15 protein-coding genes are annotated in these 17,378 nt (G+C 67.4%); 9 read left to right on the forward strand and 6 right to left on the reverse strand.

All coding sequences use genetic code 11. From position 1 onward, the window contains the following. Window positions 1-34: 34 nt before the first annotated feature. The 8 genes from FKP22_RS00960 to FKP22_RS00995 all read left to right on the forward strand — a co-directional run bounded on the left by FKP22_RS00960 (window position 35) and on the right by FKP22_RS00995 (window position 7,887). Window positions 35-1,210, forward strand: a complete 1,176-nt coding sequence (locus FKP22_RS00960) for an acetyl-CoA C-acyltransferase (protein WP_141284296.1) — start codon at window positions 35-37, stop codon at window positions 1,208-1,210. A gap of 91 nt (window positions 1,211-1,301) precedes the next feature. Next, window positions 1,302-3,134 (forward strand): acyl-CoA dehydrogenase, encoded by a 1,833-nt coding sequence (locus tag FKP22_RS00965; RefSeq protein WP_141284298.1) that lies wholly within the window; start codon window positions 1,302-1,304, stop codon window positions 3,132-3,134. A gap of 30 nt (window positions 3,135-3,164) precedes the next feature. Further along, window positions 3,165-3,956, forward strand: coding sequence for an SDR family oxidoreductase (locus FKP22_RS00970; protein WP_141284300.1), 792 nt, complete (start codon window positions 3,165-3,167; stop codon window positions 3,954-3,956). 53 nt (window positions 3,957-4,009) lie between these two features. Continuing rightward, window positions 4,010-4,468, forward strand: coding sequence for a PaaI family thioesterase (locus tag FKP22_RS00975; RefSeq protein WP_141284302.1), 459 nt, complete (start codon window positions 4,010-4,012; stop codon window positions 4,466-4,468). A gap of 30 nt (window positions 4,469-4,498) precedes the next feature. Further along, the gene (locus FKP22_RS00980) at window positions 4,499-5,518 is read left to right on the forward strand and encodes an NADP-dependent oxidoreductase (protein ID WP_141284304.1); all 1,020 of its coding nucleotides are present in this window, start codon (window positions 4,499-4,501) and stop codon (window positions 5,516-5,518) included. Further along, the gene (locus FKP22_RS00985) at window positions 5,518-6,003 is read left to right on the forward strand and encodes a GNAT family N-acetyltransferase (protein WP_211361261.1); all 486 of its coding nucleotides are present in this window, start codon (window positions 5,518-5,520) and stop codon (window positions 6,001-6,003) included. Before FKP22_RS00980 ends, FKP22_RS00985 begins: the two co-directional genes overlap by 1 nt. After that, a complete protein-coding gene (locus FKP22_RS00990) occupies window positions 6,000-6,953 on the forward strand; it encodes a glutathione S-transferase family protein (protein WP_141284306.1) in 954 nt (317 codons plus the stop codon). The genes FKP22_RS00985 and FKP22_RS00990 overlap by 4 nt, the downstream gene beginning before the upstream one ends. 28 nt (window positions 6,954-6,981) lie before the next feature. Beyond that, window positions 6,982-7,887 (forward strand): SDR family oxidoreductase, encoded by a 906-nt coding sequence (locus FKP22_RS00995; RefSeq protein ID WP_141284308.1) that lies wholly within the window; start codon window positions 6,982-6,984, stop codon window positions 7,885-7,887. A 101-nt stretch (window positions 7,888-7,988) separates the two neighbouring features. Here the strand turns inward: FKP22_RS00995 and FKP22_RS01000 are convergent, their stop codons facing one another. The 6 genes from FKP22_RS01000 to FKP22_RS01025 all read right to left on the reverse strand — a co-directional run bounded on the left by FKP22_RS01000 (window position 7,989) and on the right by FKP22_RS01025 (window position 14,902). Continuing rightward, on the reverse strand, window positions 7,989-9,098 hold the full coding sequence (locus FKP22_RS01000) for a LacI family DNA-binding transcriptional regulator (protein ID WP_141284310.1): 1,110 nt from the start codon (window positions 9,096-9,098) through the stop codon (window positions 7,989-7,991). Between the two features lie 25 nt (window positions 9,099-9,123). Further along, window positions 9,124-10,209 carry an ABC transporter ATP-binding protein gene (locus FKP22_RS01005; protein WP_141284312.1) on the reverse strand — a complete coding sequence of 362 codons (1,086 nt, stop codon included), beginning with the start codon at window positions 10,207-10,209 and terminating at the stop codon, window positions 9,124-9,126. Window positions 10,210-10,313: 104 nt separating this feature from the next. Then, on the reverse strand, window positions 10,314-11,261 hold the full coding sequence (locus FKP22_RS01010) for a carbohydrate ABC transporter permease (RefSeq protein WP_141284313.1): 948 nt from the start codon (window positions 11,259-11,261) through the stop codon (window positions 10,314-10,316). After that, the gene (locus FKP22_RS01015) at window positions 11,258-12,094 is read right to left on the reverse strand and encodes a carbohydrate ABC transporter permease (RefSeq protein WP_375140547.1); all 837 of its coding nucleotides are present in this window, start codon (window positions 12,092-12,094) and stop codon (window positions 11,258-11,260) included. The genes FKP22_RS01010 and FKP22_RS01015 overlap by 4 nt, the downstream gene beginning before the upstream one ends. A gap of 112 nt (window positions 12,095-12,206) precedes the next feature. Continuing rightward, on the reverse strand, window positions 12,207-13,439 hold the full coding sequence (locus tag FKP22_RS01020; RefSeq protein WP_375140546.1) for an ABC transporter substrate-binding protein: 1,233 nt from the start codon (window positions 13,437-13,439) through the stop codon (window positions 12,207-12,209). An 89-nt stretch (window positions 13,440-13,528) separates the two neighbouring features. Then, window positions 13,529-14,902 (reverse strand): GH1 family beta-glucosidase, encoded by a 1,374-nt coding sequence (locus tag FKP22_RS01025; RefSeq protein WP_141284315.1) that lies wholly within the window; start codon window positions 14,900-14,902, stop codon window positions 13,529-13,531. 239 nt (window positions 14,903-15,141) lie between these two features. Here FKP22_RS01025 and FKP22_RS01030 point away from each other — a divergent pair. Beyond that, on the forward strand, window positions 15,142-17,378 hold a 2,237-nt coding region (locus FKP22_RS01030), incomplete at its 3' end, for a Tex family protein (protein ID WP_233446790.1).

Here is a 17,378-nt window from a genome sequence, read left to right on the forward strand (position 1 = left end):
CGCCCCACCACATACAGAACACACAGGAATTGCCATGACCGATGCCGTCATTGTTTCCACCGCCCGCACCCCGCTCGCCAAGAGCTGGAAGGGCGCTTTCAACATGACCCATGGCGCGACGCTGGGCGGCCATGCCGTCAAGGCCGCTGTCGAGCGGGCCGGCATCGAAGCCGGTGCCATCGAAGACGTGCTGATGGGCTGCGCCAACCCCGAAGGTGCTACCGGCGCCAACATCGCGCGTCAGATCGCGCTGCGCGCCGGCCTGCCGATCACCGTCAGCGGTGTCACCGTGAACCGTTTCTGCTCCAGCGGCCTGCAGACCATCGCGATGGCTGCGCAGCGCATCATTGCCGGCGAGGGCGATGCCTACGTGGCCGGTGGCGTGGAAAGCATCTCCTGCGTGCAGCAGGAAATGAACCACCACATGCTGCACGAAAGCTGGCTCATGAAAAACAAGCCGGAGATCTACTGGAGCATGCTGCAGACCGCCGAGAACGTGGCGCAGCGCTACAAGATCCCCAAGGAGCGCATGGACGAATACGGCGCGGCCAGCCAGCAGAAGGCTTGCGCCGCACAGGAAGCGGGCCTGTTCAACGCAGAGATCGCGCCCATCACCGTGACGGCCGGCGTGATCGACAAGACCCTGGGTCTGCGCAGCAAGGAAGTGACCTGCAGCGCCGACGAGGGCCTGCGTCCGGGTACCACGCTGGAAGCGGTGCGCGGCATCCGCACGGCGCTGCCGGGCGGCGTGATCTCCGCCGGCAATGCCAGCCAGTTCAGCGACGGCGGCGGCGCCTGTGTGCTGGTCAGCGACAAGTACGCGCAGCAGAAGGGCCTGACGCCGCTTGGCCGCTTCCTCGGCTTTGCCGTGGCCGGTTGCGAGCCTGACGAAATGGGCATTGGCCCGGTCTTCGCGGTGCCCAAGGTCTTGAAGCGCCTGGGCCTGATGGTGGCCGACATCGACCTCTGGGAGCTGAACGAAGCCTTCGCGGTGCAGGTGCTGTACTGCGCCGACACGCTGGGCATTCCAATGGACAAGCTGAACGTCAATGGTGGCGCGATTGCGGTCGGCCACCCGTATGGCGTTTCTGGCCAGCGCCTGACCGGCCACGCGCTGATCGAAGGCAAGCGCCGTGGCGCGAAGAAGGTCTGCGTGACCATGTGCATCGGCGGCGGCATGGGCGCCGCCGGCGTCTTCGAGGTCCTGTAAGCCATGGCCGGTGGCACCGCGCGCCCACGGTGCGCGGGCCGCTGCTGCATGGGCGACCGCTGCTGCCGCCCGTCATCTCAAAGGAGGGACCATGCGCGCCCTGGTGGACTTTTTGCTGCGTGACTGGCTGCACGCCGACACGCTGACCGAGCGGCCGCGTTTTGCCGACCACAGCCTGGAAACCTTCGCCCAGGTGCTGGACACCTGCGAGCGCATCGCGCGTGAGAAGTACGCGCCGTTCAACCGGCTGGTGGACACCGAGGAGCCGCGCTTCGACGGCGAGAAGGTGATCCTGCCGCAGGCCACGCACGACGCCGTGAAGGCCTACGCGGCCTCCGGCATGCTCAGCGCCGCGCAGGACTATGAACACGGCGGCATGCAGCTGCCGTACACCGTCGAAGCGGCGGCGAATGCGTTTTTCGCCAAGGCATCGGTCAGCATCGGCACCGGCATGCTGACCACCGGCAATGCCAACCTGCTGATGAAGCATGGCACCGAGCTGCAGAAGACGGTGTTCGCACTCAACGAGTTCAGCGGCCGCTGGTCCGGCACCATGTGCCTGTCCGAGCCGCAGGCCGGCTCCAGCCTGTCGGACGTGGCAACCAAGGCCGTGCCCGATGGCGACGATTTCGAGGCCGAACCCTTCGGCGCGCGCTACCGGCTGACCGGCAACAAGATGTGGATCTCGGCCGGCGAGCACGAGCTGAACGAAAACATCATCCACCTGGTGCTGGCCAAGATCCCTGGGCCGGACGGCAAGCTGGTGCCCGGCACGCGCGGCATCTCGCTGTTCATCGTGCCGAAGAAGCTGGTGGACGCGCAAGGCCGGTTGACCGGTGAGCGCAACGACGTGGCACTGGCCGGCCTGAACCACAAGTGCGGCTGGCGCGGCACGACCAACACCTTGCTGAACTTCGGCGAAGGCAGGTTCCCGGTGCGCGGTGGCCCAGGCGCCATCGGCTACCTGGTGGGCCGAGCCGGCGAAGGGCTGCGCTGCATGTTCCACATGATGAACGAGGCGCGCATCGGCGTGGGCATGGCGGCCACGATGCTGGGCATGGCGGGCTACGAGGCCTCGCTGGCCTATGCGCGGCAGCGGCCGCAAGGCCGGCCCATCACCGAAGGCGGGAAAGACGCTGCGGAGCCGCAGGTCCCCATCATCGAACACGCGGACGTGAAGCGCATGCTGCTGGCGCAAAAGGCGTATTGCGAAGGTGCGCTGGCGCTGGAGCTGTATTGCGCGCGGCTGGTGGACGAGTCGCACACCGGCACGCCGGAAGCGGCGGCTGAAGCCAGCCTGCTGCTGGAAGTGCTCACGCCGATTGCCAAGAGCTGGCCCAGCGAGTGGTGCCTGGAGGCCAACAGCCTGGCGATCCAGGTCCACGGCGGCTACGGCTACACGCGGGACTTCCCTGTCGAGCAGTACTGGCGCGACAACCGCCTGAACATGATCCACGAAGGCACGCACGGCATCCAGGCGCTGGACCTGCTGGGCCGCAAGGTGGTGATGCAGGGCGGTGCGGGCCTGAAGCTGCTGGCCACGCGCGTGGGCGAGACCATCCAGCGTGCGGGCCAGGTCCAAGGTCTGGCCGAACCGGCCAACGGCCTGGCCGCGGCGCTGCAGCAGCTGGGCGCGGCCACCAAGTCCGCCTGGGCCACGGGCGTGCCGGAAGAGGCGCTGGCCAATGCCACGCCTTACCTGCAGGCTTTCGGCCATGTGGTGCTCGCGTGGATCTGGCTGGAGCTGGGACTGGCCGCGAAGCAGGCTGCACCTGCGACCGATGAGCAAGCCGCGCGCAACGCCGGCCTGCTGGCCGCGATGCGCTACTTCCACGTCTACGAGCTGCCCAAGATCGGCGCCTGGCTGGCCGTCGTCAGCCAACGTGAAGCGGTCTGCCGCGAGATGCAAGACAGCTGGTTCTGATCACACGCACACACACAAGGAGACACAGACATGAGCACCCCGATTGCCAAGTTGATGGACCTCAGCGGCCAGACGGCCGTGGTCACCGGCGGCTCGCGCGGCCTGGGCCTGCAGATCGCCGAGAGCCTGGGCGAAGCCGGCGCGAAGCTCGTGTTGAGCTCGCGCAAGGCCGGCGACCTGGAAGAGGCCGCGGCCATCCTGAAGGCCAAGGGCATTGACGCCAGCTGGATCGCGGCCGATGCCAGCCAGCCCGAAGACGCCAAGCGCGTCGTGGCCGAGGCCATGCAGCGCCTGGGCCGGATCGACATCCTCGTCAACAACGCCGGCGCCACCTGGGGCGCACCGGCCGAGGACCACCCGCTGGAGGCCTGGGACAAGGTGATGAACCTGAACATCCGCAGCCTGTTTGTCTTCAGCCAGCTGGTGGCGCAGGCCAGCATGATCCCGCGCCGCCACGGCCGCATCATCAACGTGGCCAGCATCGCCGGCCTGGCCGGCAACACCCACGAGATGAAGACCATTGCCTATAACACCAGCAAGGGCGCGGTGGTGAACTTCACCCGCGCGCTGGCTGGCGAGTGGGGCGAATACGGCATCACCGTGAACGCCATTGCCCCGGGCTTCTTCCCCAGCCGCATGACCAAGGGCCTGCTGGCCGCGGTGGGGGAGGAGAACATGGCCGCCAAGGCGCCGCTGCGCCGCCTGGGCGACGACGACGACCTCAAGGGTGCCGCGCTGCTGTTCGCCTCCGCCGCTGGCAAGCACATCACCGGCCAGATCCTGGCGGTGGACGGCGGTGTCAGCGCCATCCATGGGGGATGATCAGGGCCATGCCGCCGGGCTGATTTCCGGCAGCCCAGCCTCCTGAGGATTTCATGTCGTCCACGCCCCAAGCCTTCCCGATCCCCATCCCTTTCGCCCACCACCTGGGCCTGCAGTTCTACGGCTGCACCGAAGACACCGCCGAAGTGCGCGTCTGGTTGCAGCCGCCGCACCTGAACGGCTGGGACGTGGCCCATGGCGGCCTGTTGATGACCATGCTGGACATTTCGATGGCGCTCGCCGCGCGCAGCGGCCAGATGGAAGGCCCGGGTGTGGCCACCATCGAGCTGAAGACCAGCTTCCTGCGCCCCGCCGAGGGTGAGTTGCGCGGCATCGGCCATGTGCTGCAGCGCACCGTCACGATGGCCTTCTGCGAGGGCCGCATCCTCAACAGCGCGGGCGACCTGTGCGCCCACGCCACGGCCACTTTCAAGTTCCTCCGCGCGATGCCGGTCAACCCGCATCGCGTGAACCCTGCGCAACGCGGCGTCCCGTCCTCCGGCGACGCCTGAGCGCATCACACCTCTACAAGGACCTTCACCATGTCGCTCACCAACCGCCAGATCCTGCTCGACAACCGCCCCACGGGCGAGCCCAGCGTGGCCAACTTCAAGCTGGTCGAGACGCCGGTCTCGGCGCTGGCCGATGGCGAGGTGCTGGTGCGCAACCATTACCTCAGCCTGGACCCCTACATGCGCGGCCGCATGAACGACAGCAAGAGCTACGCGCAGCCGCAGCCGCTGGGCGAGGTGATGATCGGCGGCACCGTGGGCGAGGTCGTCGAATCGCGCAACAGCCATTTCAAGGCGGGTGACAAGGTGGTCGGCATGGGCGGCTGGCAGGAGTACCAGCGCGTGGACGCCAACCAGCGTGGCGTGCTGCAGAAGGTCGACACGACGCACATCCCGCTGTCGGCCTACCTCGGCGCGGTCGGCATGCCGGGCGTGACCGGCTGGTATGGCCTGGTCAAGATCATCACCCCCAAGGCCGGCGAGACGGTGGTGGTGAGCGCGGCCAGCGGCGCGGTGGGTGGCGCCGTGGGCCAGCTGGCCAAGGCACGTGGTTGCCGCGTGGTGGGCATTGCCGGCGGGCCGGACAAGTGCGGCCAGGTGGTCAGCGAACTGGGCTTCGATGCCTGCATCGACTACAAGGCCCACCCGGACCTGAAGTCGCTGTCCCGCGCGCTGAAGGAAGCCTGCCCGGATGGCATCGACGGCTACTTCGAGAACGTCGGCGGCATGATCCTGGACGCGGTGATGCTGCGCTGCAATGCCTTCAGCCGCATCGCCTTCTGCGGGATGATCTCCGGCTACAACGGCGATCCGATCCCGATGACCAATCCGTCGCTGATCCTGGTCAACCGCATGAAGCTGGAAGGCTTCATCGTCAGCGAGCACATGGGCGTGTGGCCCGAGGCGCTCAAGGAGCTGGGCGCCTTGGTGGCCACCGGCCAGCTGAAGTACCGCGAGACCGTGGCCGAAGGCATTGCCAGCGCGCCGGAGGCATTCCTCGGCCTGCTCAAGGGCAAGAACTTCGGCAAGCAGCTGGTGAAGCTCGTCTGATGGCGGCGCTGGCGATCACCTGGCAATGGTCGCGCTTTGGCGACCTGTCGGCCCGCGACGTGTACGACGCGCTGCGGCTGCGCGCCGAGGTCTTCGTGCTGGAGCAGGCCTGCGCCTACCTGGACGTGGACGGCGTGGACCTGGACAGCTGGCACCTGCTGGGCCGGCTGGCGCAGCCCATTGGCGAGCTGCCTGCAGGCCAACTCGTGGCCTACCTGCGCATGGTGGACCCGGGCGTGAAATACGCCGAGCCTTCGATGGGCCGCGTGGTCAACGACCCGCGGTTGCGCGGGCAGGGCGTGGGCCGGCTGCTGGTGGGCGAGGCACTGCGCCGGGCCGACCAGGTGTGGCCCGGGCAGGGCAACCGCATCAGCGCGCAGGCCCACCTGGCGAAGCTGTACGGCGAGTTTGGCTACACGTTGGTGGGCGAGCCTTACCTGGAAGACAACATTCCCCACCACGAAATGTGGAGGTCGCCGCGATGAGCCAAGCCACCACGCCGGAGTGTCTCAGCCTGGTGCTGCACCACTACGAGGGCTCGCCGTTCTCGGAAAAGATCCGCCTGATCCTGGGCTACAAGGGCCTGGACTGGTACAGCGTGCACATCCCCGAGATCATGCCCAAGCCCGACGTGGTGGCGCTCACCGGCGGCTACCGCAAGACGCCGGTGCTGCAGGTCGGCGCCGACGTCTACTGCGACACGCGGCGCATCGTGGACCTGCTCGAGCAGCGCCGCCCCGCGCCCAGCCTGTTCCCGGCGGGTGAAGCGGGCACGGCCAGCATGCTCTCGCAATGGGCCGACACCACGCTGTTCTGGGCGGCGATTCCGTACACGCTGCAGCCAGCCGGCATCGCCTACGCGCTGAAGGGCCTGTCGCCCGAGGCGATGAAGGCCTTTGCGGTGGACCGGGCCAGCTTCACCGCCGGCATGCTGCGCCCGTCGCTGGGCGACCTGGCGGCGCAGTTGAAGAGCTACCTGAATTGGCTGGAAGCGCACCTGGCTGGCAGTGGCGACTTCATGGCCGGCGGCCAGCCCAGCGTGGCGGACTTCTCGGTGGCTCAGTCCATCTGGTTCATCCTTCGCGTGCCGCCGGTTGCGGGCGTGCTGGACGGCCACCCGAAGCTGCTGGCCTGGTACGAACGTGTGGCGGCCTTCGGCCATGGCCGCATGCAGCCGCTGGGCTCAGGCGCGGCGGTGGCACTGGCGCTGTCCAGCGGCGGCCGCTATGCCGAGACGGCGGTGGCGCCCGGCCAGGGGCTGGAAGCTGGCACGCAGGTCACCGTCACGCCGACCGACTACGGCCGTGATCCGGTGCCGGGCATGCTGGTTGGCCTGGATGACAGCGAGGTCGTGCTGGCCCGCGAGGACGCGCGTGCGGGCCGTGTGCACGTGCACTTCCCGCGCATCGGCTTTGCCCTCAAACCCGTGGCTTGAAGCACAAAAACACCGACAGGAGACAAGCATGAAGACATTCCAGGGCCGCACCGCGGTGATCACCGGCGCCGGTTCCGGCTTCGGGCTGGAGGCCTCGCGCATTGCCGCCCGCGAGGGCATGCGCATCGTGATGGCCGACGTGCAGCAGGACGCGCTGGACAAGGCCGTGGCCGAGATCCGAGGCCTGGGCGCCGAGGTGCTGCCGTTCCAGCTGGACGTGGCCAAGGCCGAGCGCGTGGAGGCGATGGGTGCGGCCACGCTGGAGACCTTCGGCGCGCCGCACTTCGTGTTCAACAACGCCGGCGTGGGCGCGGGCGGCCTGATCTGGGAGCACACGCTGAAGGATTGGGAGTGGGTGGTGGGCGTGAACCTGATGGGTGTCGCCCACGGCGTGCGCGTCTTCACGCCAATGATGCTGGATGCGGCGAAGGCTGACCCTTCGTACGAGGGCCACATCGTCAACACCGCCTCGATGGCCGGCATGCTGAACGCGCCCAACATGGGTGTCTACAACGTGACCAAGCATGCGGTGGTGGCCATGAGCGAAACGCTCTACCAGGACCTGGCTTTGGTGACCGACCAGATCGGCACCAGCGTGCTGTGCCCGTACTTCGTGCCCACCGGCATCAGCCACAGCGAGCGCAACCGGCCGGCGGACTTCAACGACGGTGACCACAAGCCCACCAAGAGCCAGCTGATCGCCCAGGCCATGTCCGACAAGGCGGTGAGCAGCGGCAAGCTGACGGCCGAGCAGGTCATGCAGTGGGTGTTCGAGGCGGTGCGCAAGCGCCAGTTCTACGTCTTCAGCCACCCGCATGCGTTGGGTGGCGTGCAGATGCGCATGGAAGACATTCTGCAGCTGCGCAACCCGACCGATCCGTTCAAGGAGCGACCGGAGGTGGGCGCGAACCTGCGGGCGCAACTGCGCGGCTGAGCCACCATCCCCGTTCGGGCCGCCACCTTCTCCGTTCGGGCTGAGCCGGATCCCCGTTCGGGCTGAGCCTGTCGAAGCCTTCCCCTTGCGGTTCAGCCGGCTCAGGCCTTGAAGGTCGGGCTGCGCTTGCGGGCCATCTTGACCTGCACGGCCGGCGTGGACTCGTTGGCATGCGGCCCCGGCCGCACCGAGTCACGCCACACGACCTCCGGCGGGAACTCGCGCTGCACCGGCAGCGTGAGGCCGTAGCAGAGGTTCAGCAGGAAGCGGCAGCCGTTGGCGGCCATGTCCACGCTGGGCACGCGCACGGTGCTCAGCGCGGGCGTGGTGTAGCGGGCCAGCACGCTGTCGTCGAAGCCGAGCACCGAGAGCTGGTCCGGCACTTTGACGCCCGCCTTGCCCAAGCAGGCAATGGCGGCCATGGCCATGGTGTCGTTCGCGCAGAAGAGGGCACTGAAATCCAGCCCCTGCGCCAGCAGCGCCTGCGCGGCGGCGTGTCCGCCATCGAAGCTGAACTGGCCTTCGCGCTGATGCGAGGGCGGAATGATCACGCCATGCTGCGCCAGCTCGGCATGGAAGCCGGCCATGCGCAGCGCGTTGTCTGGCGCGGTGTGAAGGCCGCTGATGCAGGCCAGTTCGCGGTGGCCTTGCTGCAGCAGCGCATGCGCGGCCAGCCGGCCGGCGAGTTCGTGATCGGTCGAGAAGCAGTGCTCGGGCTTGGAAGGGCTGGTCTGGTTCAGCACCACCAGCGGTGCCTTCTCGCTCCACAGCATGTCCAGGTCTTCGGAGCTGAGGGCGTTGCTGACGACGAGCACGCCATCGCATTCCCTTTCGATCAGGAAGCGGATGCCGTCCAGCGCCCGCTGGCGGGCGTCACCATCGTCCGGCCCGGCACCCACGCCCAGGCCGCAGCCATTGGCCGCGACCATGTGCCGGTTTGCGCCGCGCAACTCGCCGTCCACCGCCTGCAGGATGGGACCGAAGAAGTCGCCGGCGAAGTCGTGCACGTAGATGCCCACCATGCCGGTGCGCTTGGTGGACAGCGCCCGCGCCGCGTTCGACGGGCGGAAGTTCAGCGCCGCCACCGCCTCCCGCACACGGGCCAGCGTCTCGGGCGAGACCGCGCCGTTGCCCGAGATGGCGCGCGAGGCCGTGCCCTTACCCACCCCTGCGAGGCGGGCGACGTCGGCGATGGTGGGCGTGCGGGTCATCAGCGCAGGATTGTCCTGGAAACGCTCACAGCCGGGCCTGCGTGCCGGGATCGAACAACGAAATGTGCGCGGCGTCCAGCGTGAAACCGACGTGGCCGTCGACCACTTGCGTCATTTCGGCCTGCAGGTCTGCCGCCAGTGACAGGCCTTGCGCGTCCAGCCAGATGATCTGGTGCGAACCCATCGGCTCCACCATCGAGACCTGCGCGCGGCCTGCCGTGCCGGTGGCCTCCGCCGGGGTCAGCGTCACGTGCTGGGGCCGCACGCCCAGCACCACCGGCTGGCCGACTGCGGGGGGCTGAACGAACGGGTAAGCCGAGACATCGACCTGCAGCGTGGGCGAGACGAAGCGCCGGGCGTCACCGTTGCGCTGCAACTGGCCGGTGACGAAGTTCATGCTCGGCGCGCCGAGGAAACCGGCGACGAACATGTTGGCCGGCTTGGCGTAGACGGCGGCAGGCGTATCGATCTGCTGGATCACGCCGGACTTCATCACCGCGATGCGGCTGGCCAGCGTCATGGCCTCGACCTGGTCGTGGGTGACGTAAATCATGGTCGCGCCCAGTTCCTGGTGCAGCGCTTTCAGCTCGCGGCGCAGTTCGCCGCGCAGCTTGGCATCCAGGTTGGACAGCGGCTCGTCGAACAGGAAAACCGAGGCCTCGCGGACCAGCGCGCGGCCGATGGCCACCCGCTGGCGCTGGCCGCCGGACAGCTGGGCCGGCTTGCGGTGCAACAGCTCGGTGAGTTGCAGCATGCTGGCCGCGCGCTTGACGCGCTTGGTTATCTCGGCCTTGGGCACACCGGCAATGCGCGGGCCGAAGGACAGGTTCTTTTCGACCGACATCGTCGGGTACAGCGCATAGGACTGGAACACCATGCCGATGCCGCGGTCCTTGGGGTCGGCCCAGGTCACGTCGCGCCCGCCGATGGCCATGCGGCCGTCGTGCACGTCGATCAGGCCGGCAATGCTGTGCAGCAAGGTGGACTTGCCGCAGCCCGAAGGGCCGAGCAGCACCAGGAATTCGCCGGTGCCGACCTCCAGGTTTAGCTGGCGGATGATGTCGACGCCGGAGAGGCGGATGTCCAAGTCTTCGATGGTGACGGATGACATGTTCGGAAATCCTTTAGCCGATGCGGGACTGCCGCCGGGCCGCCCCAAGGCTGGCCCGCGCCCCCTTGGTGGGCTGCGAACGAAGTGAGCTGGGGATGGTCATGTCATCCCTTCACGGCGCCAGCCGCAATGCCTCTGACGAACCAGCGGCCGGAGACCAGGTAGACCACCAGCGGGACCAGCGAGGTCAGCAGCGTGGCGGCCATGTTGACGTTGTAGAGGCGCTCGCCGGTGGTGGTGTTGATCACGTTGTTCAGCTGCACCGTCATGGGCAGGTTCTCGCGGCCGGCGAAGACAAGGCCGAGCAGGAAGTCGTTCCAGATGTTGGTCAGCTGCATGATCACGGCCACCGCGATGATGGGCAGCGACATCGGCAGCATCAGCTGGAAGAAGATGCGCCAGAAGCCGCCACCGTCGATGCGCGCGGCCTTGAACAGCTCGCCGGGCACGCTGGCGTAGTAGTTGCGGAACAGCAGCGTCATCACCGGCATGCCGAAGATGGTGTGGACCAGCACGATGCAGGGCAGGGTGCCGAACATGCCGGCGGCCGAGAAGATGCGCACCAGCGGGTACAGCGTGACCTGGTAGGGCACGAAGGCGCCGAACATCAGCACGCCAAAGATCACGCCGGCCCAGCGCACGCGCCAGAAGGACAGCGCGTAGCCGTTCAGCGCGCCGAAGAAGATCGACAGCACGGTGCTGGGCAGCACGATCTTCACCGAGTTCCAGAAGCCGACCTGGATGCCGTTGCAGTCCAGCCCGGTGCAGGCGCTGGACCAGGCGTCCACCCAGGCGGCCGCGGTGGCATGCGTGGGCAGTGCAAACAGGTTGCCCAGCCGGATCTCGACCATCGGTTTGAGCGAGGTCGAGATCATCACGTACAGCGGCACCAGGAAGAAGGCCGCGGCGCTGATCAGCAGCGCATACAGGCCGATGCGCGCGGGGCTGAACAGGCCGCGCTTGGGCCGCGTTGCATGGCGCGACCCAGGCTTGGCAGGCGGGGCGATGGTGGGCATGGGAGGCGTGGGCACGGCGGTGGTGGCGGTGTTCATGAATGGCGCGCCTTTTTCGCTTGCACCGCACGGGCATACCACCAGGGCGTGAGCAGGGCCAGCACGGTCAGCAGCATCACGGTGGAGGCGGCGGAGGCCAGGCCAACGTTGGCGCGGCCGAACAGGTTGTCCATGATGAACTTGGCCGGCACTTCGCTGGCATTGCCCGGGCCGCCCTGGGTCATGGCCACGACCACGTCGAAGACCTTGACCACGCCAACGGCCAGCAGCACGAACGAGGTGCCAATGGCTGGCCCGAGCTGCGGCAGCACGATGCTGAGGTAGTAGCGCCAGCGCGGCACGCCGTCGACCCGCGCGGCATGCCACAGCGATTCGTCCACGCCGCGCAGGCCTGCCAGCAAGACCGCCATCACCACGCCCGAGGCCTGCCAGACGGCGGCGATGACGATGGTGTAGATGACCTGGTCCTGCTGCACGATCCAGTCGAACTTGAAGTCCGGAAAGCCCAGCGCCCGCACGGTGGACTGGATGCCCAGCTCGGGGTTCAGCATCCACTGCCAGACAAGGCCGGTGGCGACGAACGAAACGGCATAGGGGTACAGGAATACGGTGCGCAGCACACCTTCGCCGCGCACATGCTGGTCCAGCAACACCGCCAGCAGCAGCCCCAGCACCAGGCAGGCGGCGACGAACAACACGCCGAAGACGGCGAGGTTCTGCACCGAGACATGCCAGCGCTCGGTTTCGAACAGCCGCTGGTACTGCGACAGGCCGACAAAGTCGTCGCGCGGGAAGATGCGCGAGCTGCTGACCGAGATGCGCATCGACCACAACACGGTGCCGATGTAGACGCCCAGCGCGGTCAGTGCCATCGGCAGCAGCGCGATCTGCGCGGTCAAGGCCCGCCATGGCCGTGCCCGGCTCGGCCTGTGTCGGGAAGAAGATATGGCCATGGCGGTTTCCTGTTTCAGCGCCTGACGGCGCTCAGCCCTTGATGGCGCCTTGCAGCGCCTTGACCACGTCGTCGACCGACTGGTTGCTGTTCCAGAACTTGGTGATCACGTCCTGCACCGCGCCGACCATGTCAGGCGTCATCAGCATGTCGGGGTTGGCAATCTGCCGCGACGCATCCTTCATCGCCGCCACGCCAGCCTGGGCGCAGACGTCCATCTTGCCGGTGTCGACGTCGGTGCGGATCGGGATCGAGCCCTTCTTGTTGTTGAACGCGACCTGCGTGGCCGGCGAGGTGAAGACGGTGGCCAGCTTGTGCTGGGCTTCGATCTGCGCCTTGTTGGTCGTCTTCGGGAAGACGAAGACGTCGCCCGCCACCATGTAGGGTGCGCTGGGGCCGAAGCCGGCGAAACAGCCGAATTCCTTGCCTGCTGTCTGGCCTGCGGCGCCGAACTCGCCCTTGGCCCAGTCGCCCATGATCTGGAAGCCGGCCTTGCCGCTGATGACCATCGCGGTGGCGTCGTTCCAGTTGCGGCCCGGCGAGCCAGCGTCCACATAGCCGTGCAGCTTCTTCAGCGCCGTCATGGCCTTGCGGAAGGGCTCGGAGTTGACGCTGGCCACGTCATGATCGCGGAAAAACTTCAGGTAGGCGTCCCGGCCGCCCACATGCAGCACGAAGCTGTAGAAGGTGATCCATTCCTGCCAGCTCTGGCCACCCAGTGCCAGCGGCACCAGGCCGGCGGCCTTCAGCTTGTCCAGCGCGGCGAAGAATTCGTCCACCGTCTTGGGCTCGGCGGCCACGCCGGCCTTGGTCAGTGCGGATTTGGAGTACCAGAACCAGGTCGGGTTGTGGATGTTGACCGGGACCGCGTAGTAGTGGCCCTTGATCTTGATGCTGTCGATGATGGGCTTGGGCAGGAGCTTGTCCCAGCCTTCCTTGGCCGCCACCGGGTCGATGTCGTTCAGCAGGCCCTCGTCAATCACGTCGTGGTACTGCTTGGAGGTGTTGAACTGGGCGGCGGTCGGCGGGTTGCCGCCGGCGATGCGGTTGATGGCGGCGGCGCGGGCGTTGTCCGCACCGGCCACGGCCGCGTCGACCCAGGTGCCGCCAGCCTGGTTGTAGGCGTCGGCCAGGGTCTTCACCGCGGCCGATTCACCGCCGGAAGTCCACCAGTGGATCACCTCGGCCTTCTGGGCGTGGGCGGCGTTGGCGGCCAGCGCGACGAAGGCGGCAGCGGCAAGGGTCTTGAACTTCATTGGGGCCATGGCTTTGTCTCCAGTATCTGTCTTTGAAATGACCGGGGGAAAGGGCCGCTTGGCGGCCTGTAGGGAAGCGAGCAGCGCGAAAAAGGTTGTCAGCCTTGCTTGCGGGCGGCGAGGAAGGCCTGGAAGGCCAGCGCACTGTCTTTCAGCGTGCGCTGCTGGGTCTGGTAGTCCACATGCACCAGGCCGAAACGGCGCTCGTAGCCGAAGGCCCATTCGAAGTTGTCCATCAGCGACCAGACGAAATAGCCGCGCACGTCCACGCCGGCTTCGATGGCCCGCGCCACCGCGGCGAAGTGGCGGTTCAGGAAGCTGATGCGCTGCGCGTCGTGCACCTGGCCGGCCTCGACCTGGTCGTCCGAGGCCATGCCGTTTTCGGTGATGAAGACGGGCGGCAGGTTGGGGTAGCGGGACTTGAAGTCCCGCAGCAGGTCTTCAAGGCCTTGCGGGTAGACCTCCCAGCCCATCTGCGTGCGCTCGACGTTGGGCACGTCGGTCTCGATGTAGCCGTGGCCGCCGTCGCTCTTCAGCTGGGTGCGGAAGTAGTAGTTGGCGCCGAGGAAGTCCAGCGGCTGCGCGATGGTGGCCATGTCACCTTCGAGCACCAGCGGCGCGCTGCCTGGCCACAGGCTGTCCAGGTCGGCAGGGTAGGCGCCCTTGAGCAAGGGGCCCAGCACCCAGTCGTTGTGCTGCAACTCGAACAGCTGGGCGGCGCGCACGTCGGCCGGGCTGCTGGTCTCGGGCGTGCCGCGGCCGAAGTTGGCGACGATGCCGCGCTGCGCGCCTGGGTCGTTGGCCTTCAGCGCCTGCAGCGCCAGGCCGTGGCCCAGCAGCAGGTGGTGCATGGCCTGCCGGGCGTAGCGCACGCTGCTGCGGCCGGGTGCGTGGTGGCCATTGCCGTAGCCCAGGAAGGCCGAGCACCAGGGCTCGTTCAGCGAGGCATAGGACGTGACGCGGCCTTGCAGCTCGCGGCTCATCAGGTCGGCGTATTCGGCGAAGCGGTAGGCGGTGTCGCGGTTCAGCCAGCCGCCGCGGTCTTCCAGGTGCTGCGGCAGGTCCCAGTGGTAGAGCGTGACGAAGCGCTGCAGGCCCTTGGCTTCGAGCCGGTCCAGCAGGTGCTTGTAGAAGTCGATGCCTTTCTGGTTCGGCCGGCCCTTTTCGTCCATGACCCGCGGCCAGGCCAGCGAGAGGCGGTAGGCGTCCACGCCCAGCGCCGCGATCATGTCCACGTCGGCTTCCCAGCGGTTGAAATGGTCACAGGCATTCGCGCCGGTGTCGCCGTTCAGCACCTTGCCGGGCGTGTCGCAGAAGGTGTCCCAGATCGAGGCCAGGCGGCCGTCCGCGTGGGTGGCGCCTTCGATCTGGAACGAGGCGGTCGCCACGCCCCAGGTGAAGCCGGGCAGCGCCATGGGCGACTGCGGCGGCGGGGCGAGCGGCGGCAGGGGCGAAGGCGATGAGCTGGACATGAGACGTTCCTTGTTGGGAGCTGGCGGCCATGGGCGGGCCGGTTGTGGGTGCGTTGGGTGGAACGGATATGGAACCGGTTCCAATGGCTGGCATTGCACCAACGATGGCCGGCGTCGTCATCAGGGAGAACCCGAGCTTCTGCCGTTCCGAACCCGTGCCGGTTGTCATGGCGGCGGCGTCCGGGCTGCCAGGCTTCTGGCAAACTGCCGCGCTCTCCCGGTCACCGAAGACACGAGTTTTGGAAAAGATCCTGTTGCAAATTGCCGCCGAGCTGAAGGCTCGACCGGCCCAGGTCCAGGCGGCCGTCTCCTTGCTGGACGGCGGCGCCACGGTTCCCTTCATTGCCCGCTACCGCAAGGAAGCCACCGACGGGCTGGACGACATCCAGCTGCGCGAACTGGAAGCCCGGCTGGGCTACCTGCGCGAGCTGGAAGACCGGCGCGAGGCGGTGCTGAAAAGCATTGCCGAGCAGGGCAAGCTGACGCCGCAGCTACAGGCCGCCATCGAGGCCGCGCCGACCAAGCAGGATCTGGAAGACCTCTACCTGCCCTACAAGCAGAAGCGCCGCACCAAGGGCATGATCGCCCGCGAGGCCGGGCTGGAGCCGCTCGCGGACAAGCTGTTCGCCGACCCCACGCTGGACCCGATGACCGAGGCCGCGGCCTTCATCAATGCAGACGCCGGCTTTGCCGATGCGTTTGCCGTGGTGGACGGCGTGCGCGACCTGCTCAGCGAGCGCTGGGCCGAAGACGCCGCGCTGGTCGGCAAGCTGCGCGAGTGGCTATGGGCCGAAGGGCTGCTGCGTTCCAAGCTGGTCGAAGGCAAGGACCCGAACAACGCGGACCATGCCAAGTTCCGCGACTATTTCGAGTACGACGAGCCGATCCGCACCGTGCCTTCGCACCGCGCGCTGGCCGTGTTCCGCGGCCGCACCCAGGAGATCCTGGACGCGAAGCTGGTGCTGGACGAGGAGGTGGTGCCCGGTCAGCCAACGCTGGCCGAAGGCCGCATTGCAGGCCACCTGGGCTGGCGCCATGCCAAGCGCGTGGGCGACGAGCTGATCCGCAAGACGATTGCCTGGACCTGGAAGGTCAAGCTCTCGATGAGCCTGGAGCGTGATTTGTTTGCGCGTCTACGTGAAGATGCCGAGAAAGTGGCCATCAAGGTCTTCGCCGAGAACCTGCGCGACCTGCTGCTGGCCGCACCCGCAGGCAAGCGCGTGGTGATGGGCCTGGACCCAGGCATCCGCACCGGCGTGAAGGTGGCCGTGGTGAGCGACACCGGCAAGGTGCTGGACACCCACACCGTCTACCCGCACGAGCCGCGCAAGGACTGGGAAGGTTCGATCCACACGCTGGGCCGGTTGTGCGCCACGCACGGCGTGAACCTGATCGCGATTGGCAACGGCACTGCCAGCCGCGAGACGGACAAGTTGGCCGGGGACCTGATCAAGCGCATCCAGCAGCTGGCGCCCGGCACGTTCATCGAAAAGGTGGTCGTCAGCGAAGCCGGCGCGTCGGTCTACTCGGCCTCCGAGTTCGCGTCCAAAGAGTTGCCTGATCTGGACGTGAGCCTGCGCGGCGCTGTCTCCATTGCCCGCCGTCTGCAGGACCCGCTGGCTGAACTGGTGAAGATCGATCCGAAAAGCATTGGCGTGGGCCAGTACCAGCACGACGTGAACCAGAGCGAGCTGGCGCGCACGCTGGACACCGTGATCGAGGACTGCGTGAACTCGGTCGGCGTGGACCTGAACACCGCCTCGGCGCCGCTGCTGGCGCAGGTCTCCGGCTTGTCGAATGCAGTCGCGGCCAGCATCGTGCGCTGGCGCGACGCCAACGGCGCGTTCCGCAACCGCCAGCAACTGATGGACGTGGCCGGGCTGGGCGCCAAGACCTTCGAGCTGGCGGCCGGCTTCCTGCGCATTCGCGGCGGCGACAACCCGCTGGACTTCTCCGGCGTGCACCCGGAAACCTACCCGCTGGTGCAGCGCATGGCCGAGAAGCTGGGCCGCCCCGCCGGCGAGCTGATGGGCAAGAGCGATGTGATCCGCACGCTCAAGCCCGAAGCCTTTGCCGACGAGAAGTTCGGCGCCATCACGGTCAAGGACATCCTGGCCGAACTGGAAAAGCCGGGCCGCGACCCGCGCCCGGACTTCAAGGTGGCGCGCTTCAACGACGGCGTCGAAGACATCAAGGATCTGCAGCCCGGCATGACGCTGGAAGGCACGGTCAGCAATGTCGCGCAGTTCGGCGCGTTCGTGGACCTGGGCGTGCACCAGGACGGCCTGATCCACGTCAGCCAGCTGTCGAACAAGTTCGTCACCGACGCGCGCGAGGTCGTCAAGACCGGCGACATCGTCAAGGTCAAGGTGCTGGAGGTGGACCTGTCGCGCCAGCGCATTTCGCTGACGATGAAGCTGGACGCCCCCACCGGTGCCAAGGCCCAGGCCGCCCGCGGCGACAACAACTACCGCCC

The organism is Ideonella azotifigens (genome assembly GCF_006519715.1).
GTDB lineage: Bacteria > Pseudomonadota > Gammaproteobacteria > Burkholderiales > Burkholderiaceae_C > Ideonella > Ideonella azotifigens.

Coding starts and splice junctions, on each gene's coding strand:
- FKP22_RS00990 (WP_141284306.1), top strand. CDS start 6,000: ATGAGCCAAGCCACCACGCCGGAGTGTCTCAGCCTGGTGCTGCACCAC.
- FKP22_RS01010 (WP_141284313.1), bottom strand. CDS start 11,261: ATGAACACCGCCACCACCGCCGTGCCCACGCCTCCCATGCCCACCATC.
- FKP22_RS00995 (WP_141284308.1), top strand. CDS start 6,982: ATGAAGACATTCCAGGGCCGCACCGCGGTGATCACCGGCGCCGGTTCC.
- FKP22_RS01015 (WP_375140547.1), bottom strand. CDS start 12,094: ATGGCACTGACCGCGCTGGGCGTCTACATCGGCACCGTGTTGTGGTCG.
- FKP22_RS00960 (WP_141284296.1), top strand. CDS start 35: ATGACCGATGCCGTCATTGTTTCCACCGCCCGCACCCCGCTCGCCAAG.
- FKP22_RS01000 (WP_141284310.1), bottom strand. CDS start 9,098: ATGACCCGCACGCCCACCATCGCCGACGTCGCCCGCCTCGCAGGGGTG.
- FKP22_RS00980 (WP_141284304.1), top strand. CDS start 4,499: ATGTCGCTCACCAACCGCCAGATCCTGCTCGACAACCGCCCCACGGGC.
- FKP22_RS01020 (WP_375140546.1), bottom strand. CDS start 13,439: ATGGCCCCAATGAAGTTCAAGACCCTTGCCGCTGCCGCCTTCGTCGCG.
- FKP22_RS00970 (WP_141284300.1), top strand. CDS start 3,165: ATGAGCACCCCGATTGCCAAGTTGATGGACCTCAGCGGCCAGACGGCC.
- FKP22_RS00975 (WP_141284302.1), top strand. CDS start 4,010: ATGTCGTCCACGCCCCAAGCCTTCCCGATCCCCATCCCTTTCGCCCAC.
- FKP22_RS01025 (WP_141284315.1), bottom strand. CDS start 14,902: ATGTCCAGCTCATCGCCTTCGCCCCTGCCGCCGCTCGCCCCGCCGCCG.
- FKP22_RS00985 (WP_211361261.1), top strand. CDS start 5,518: ATGGCGGCGCTGGCGATCACCTGGCAATGGTCGCGCTTTGGCGACCTG.
- FKP22_RS01005 (WP_141284312.1), bottom strand. CDS start 10,209: ATGTCATCCGTCACCATCGAAGACTTGGACATCCGCCTCTCCGGCGTC.
- FKP22_RS00965 (WP_141284298.1), top strand. CDS start 1,302: ATGCGCGCCCTGGTGGACTTTTTGCTGCGTGACTGGCTGCACGCCGAC.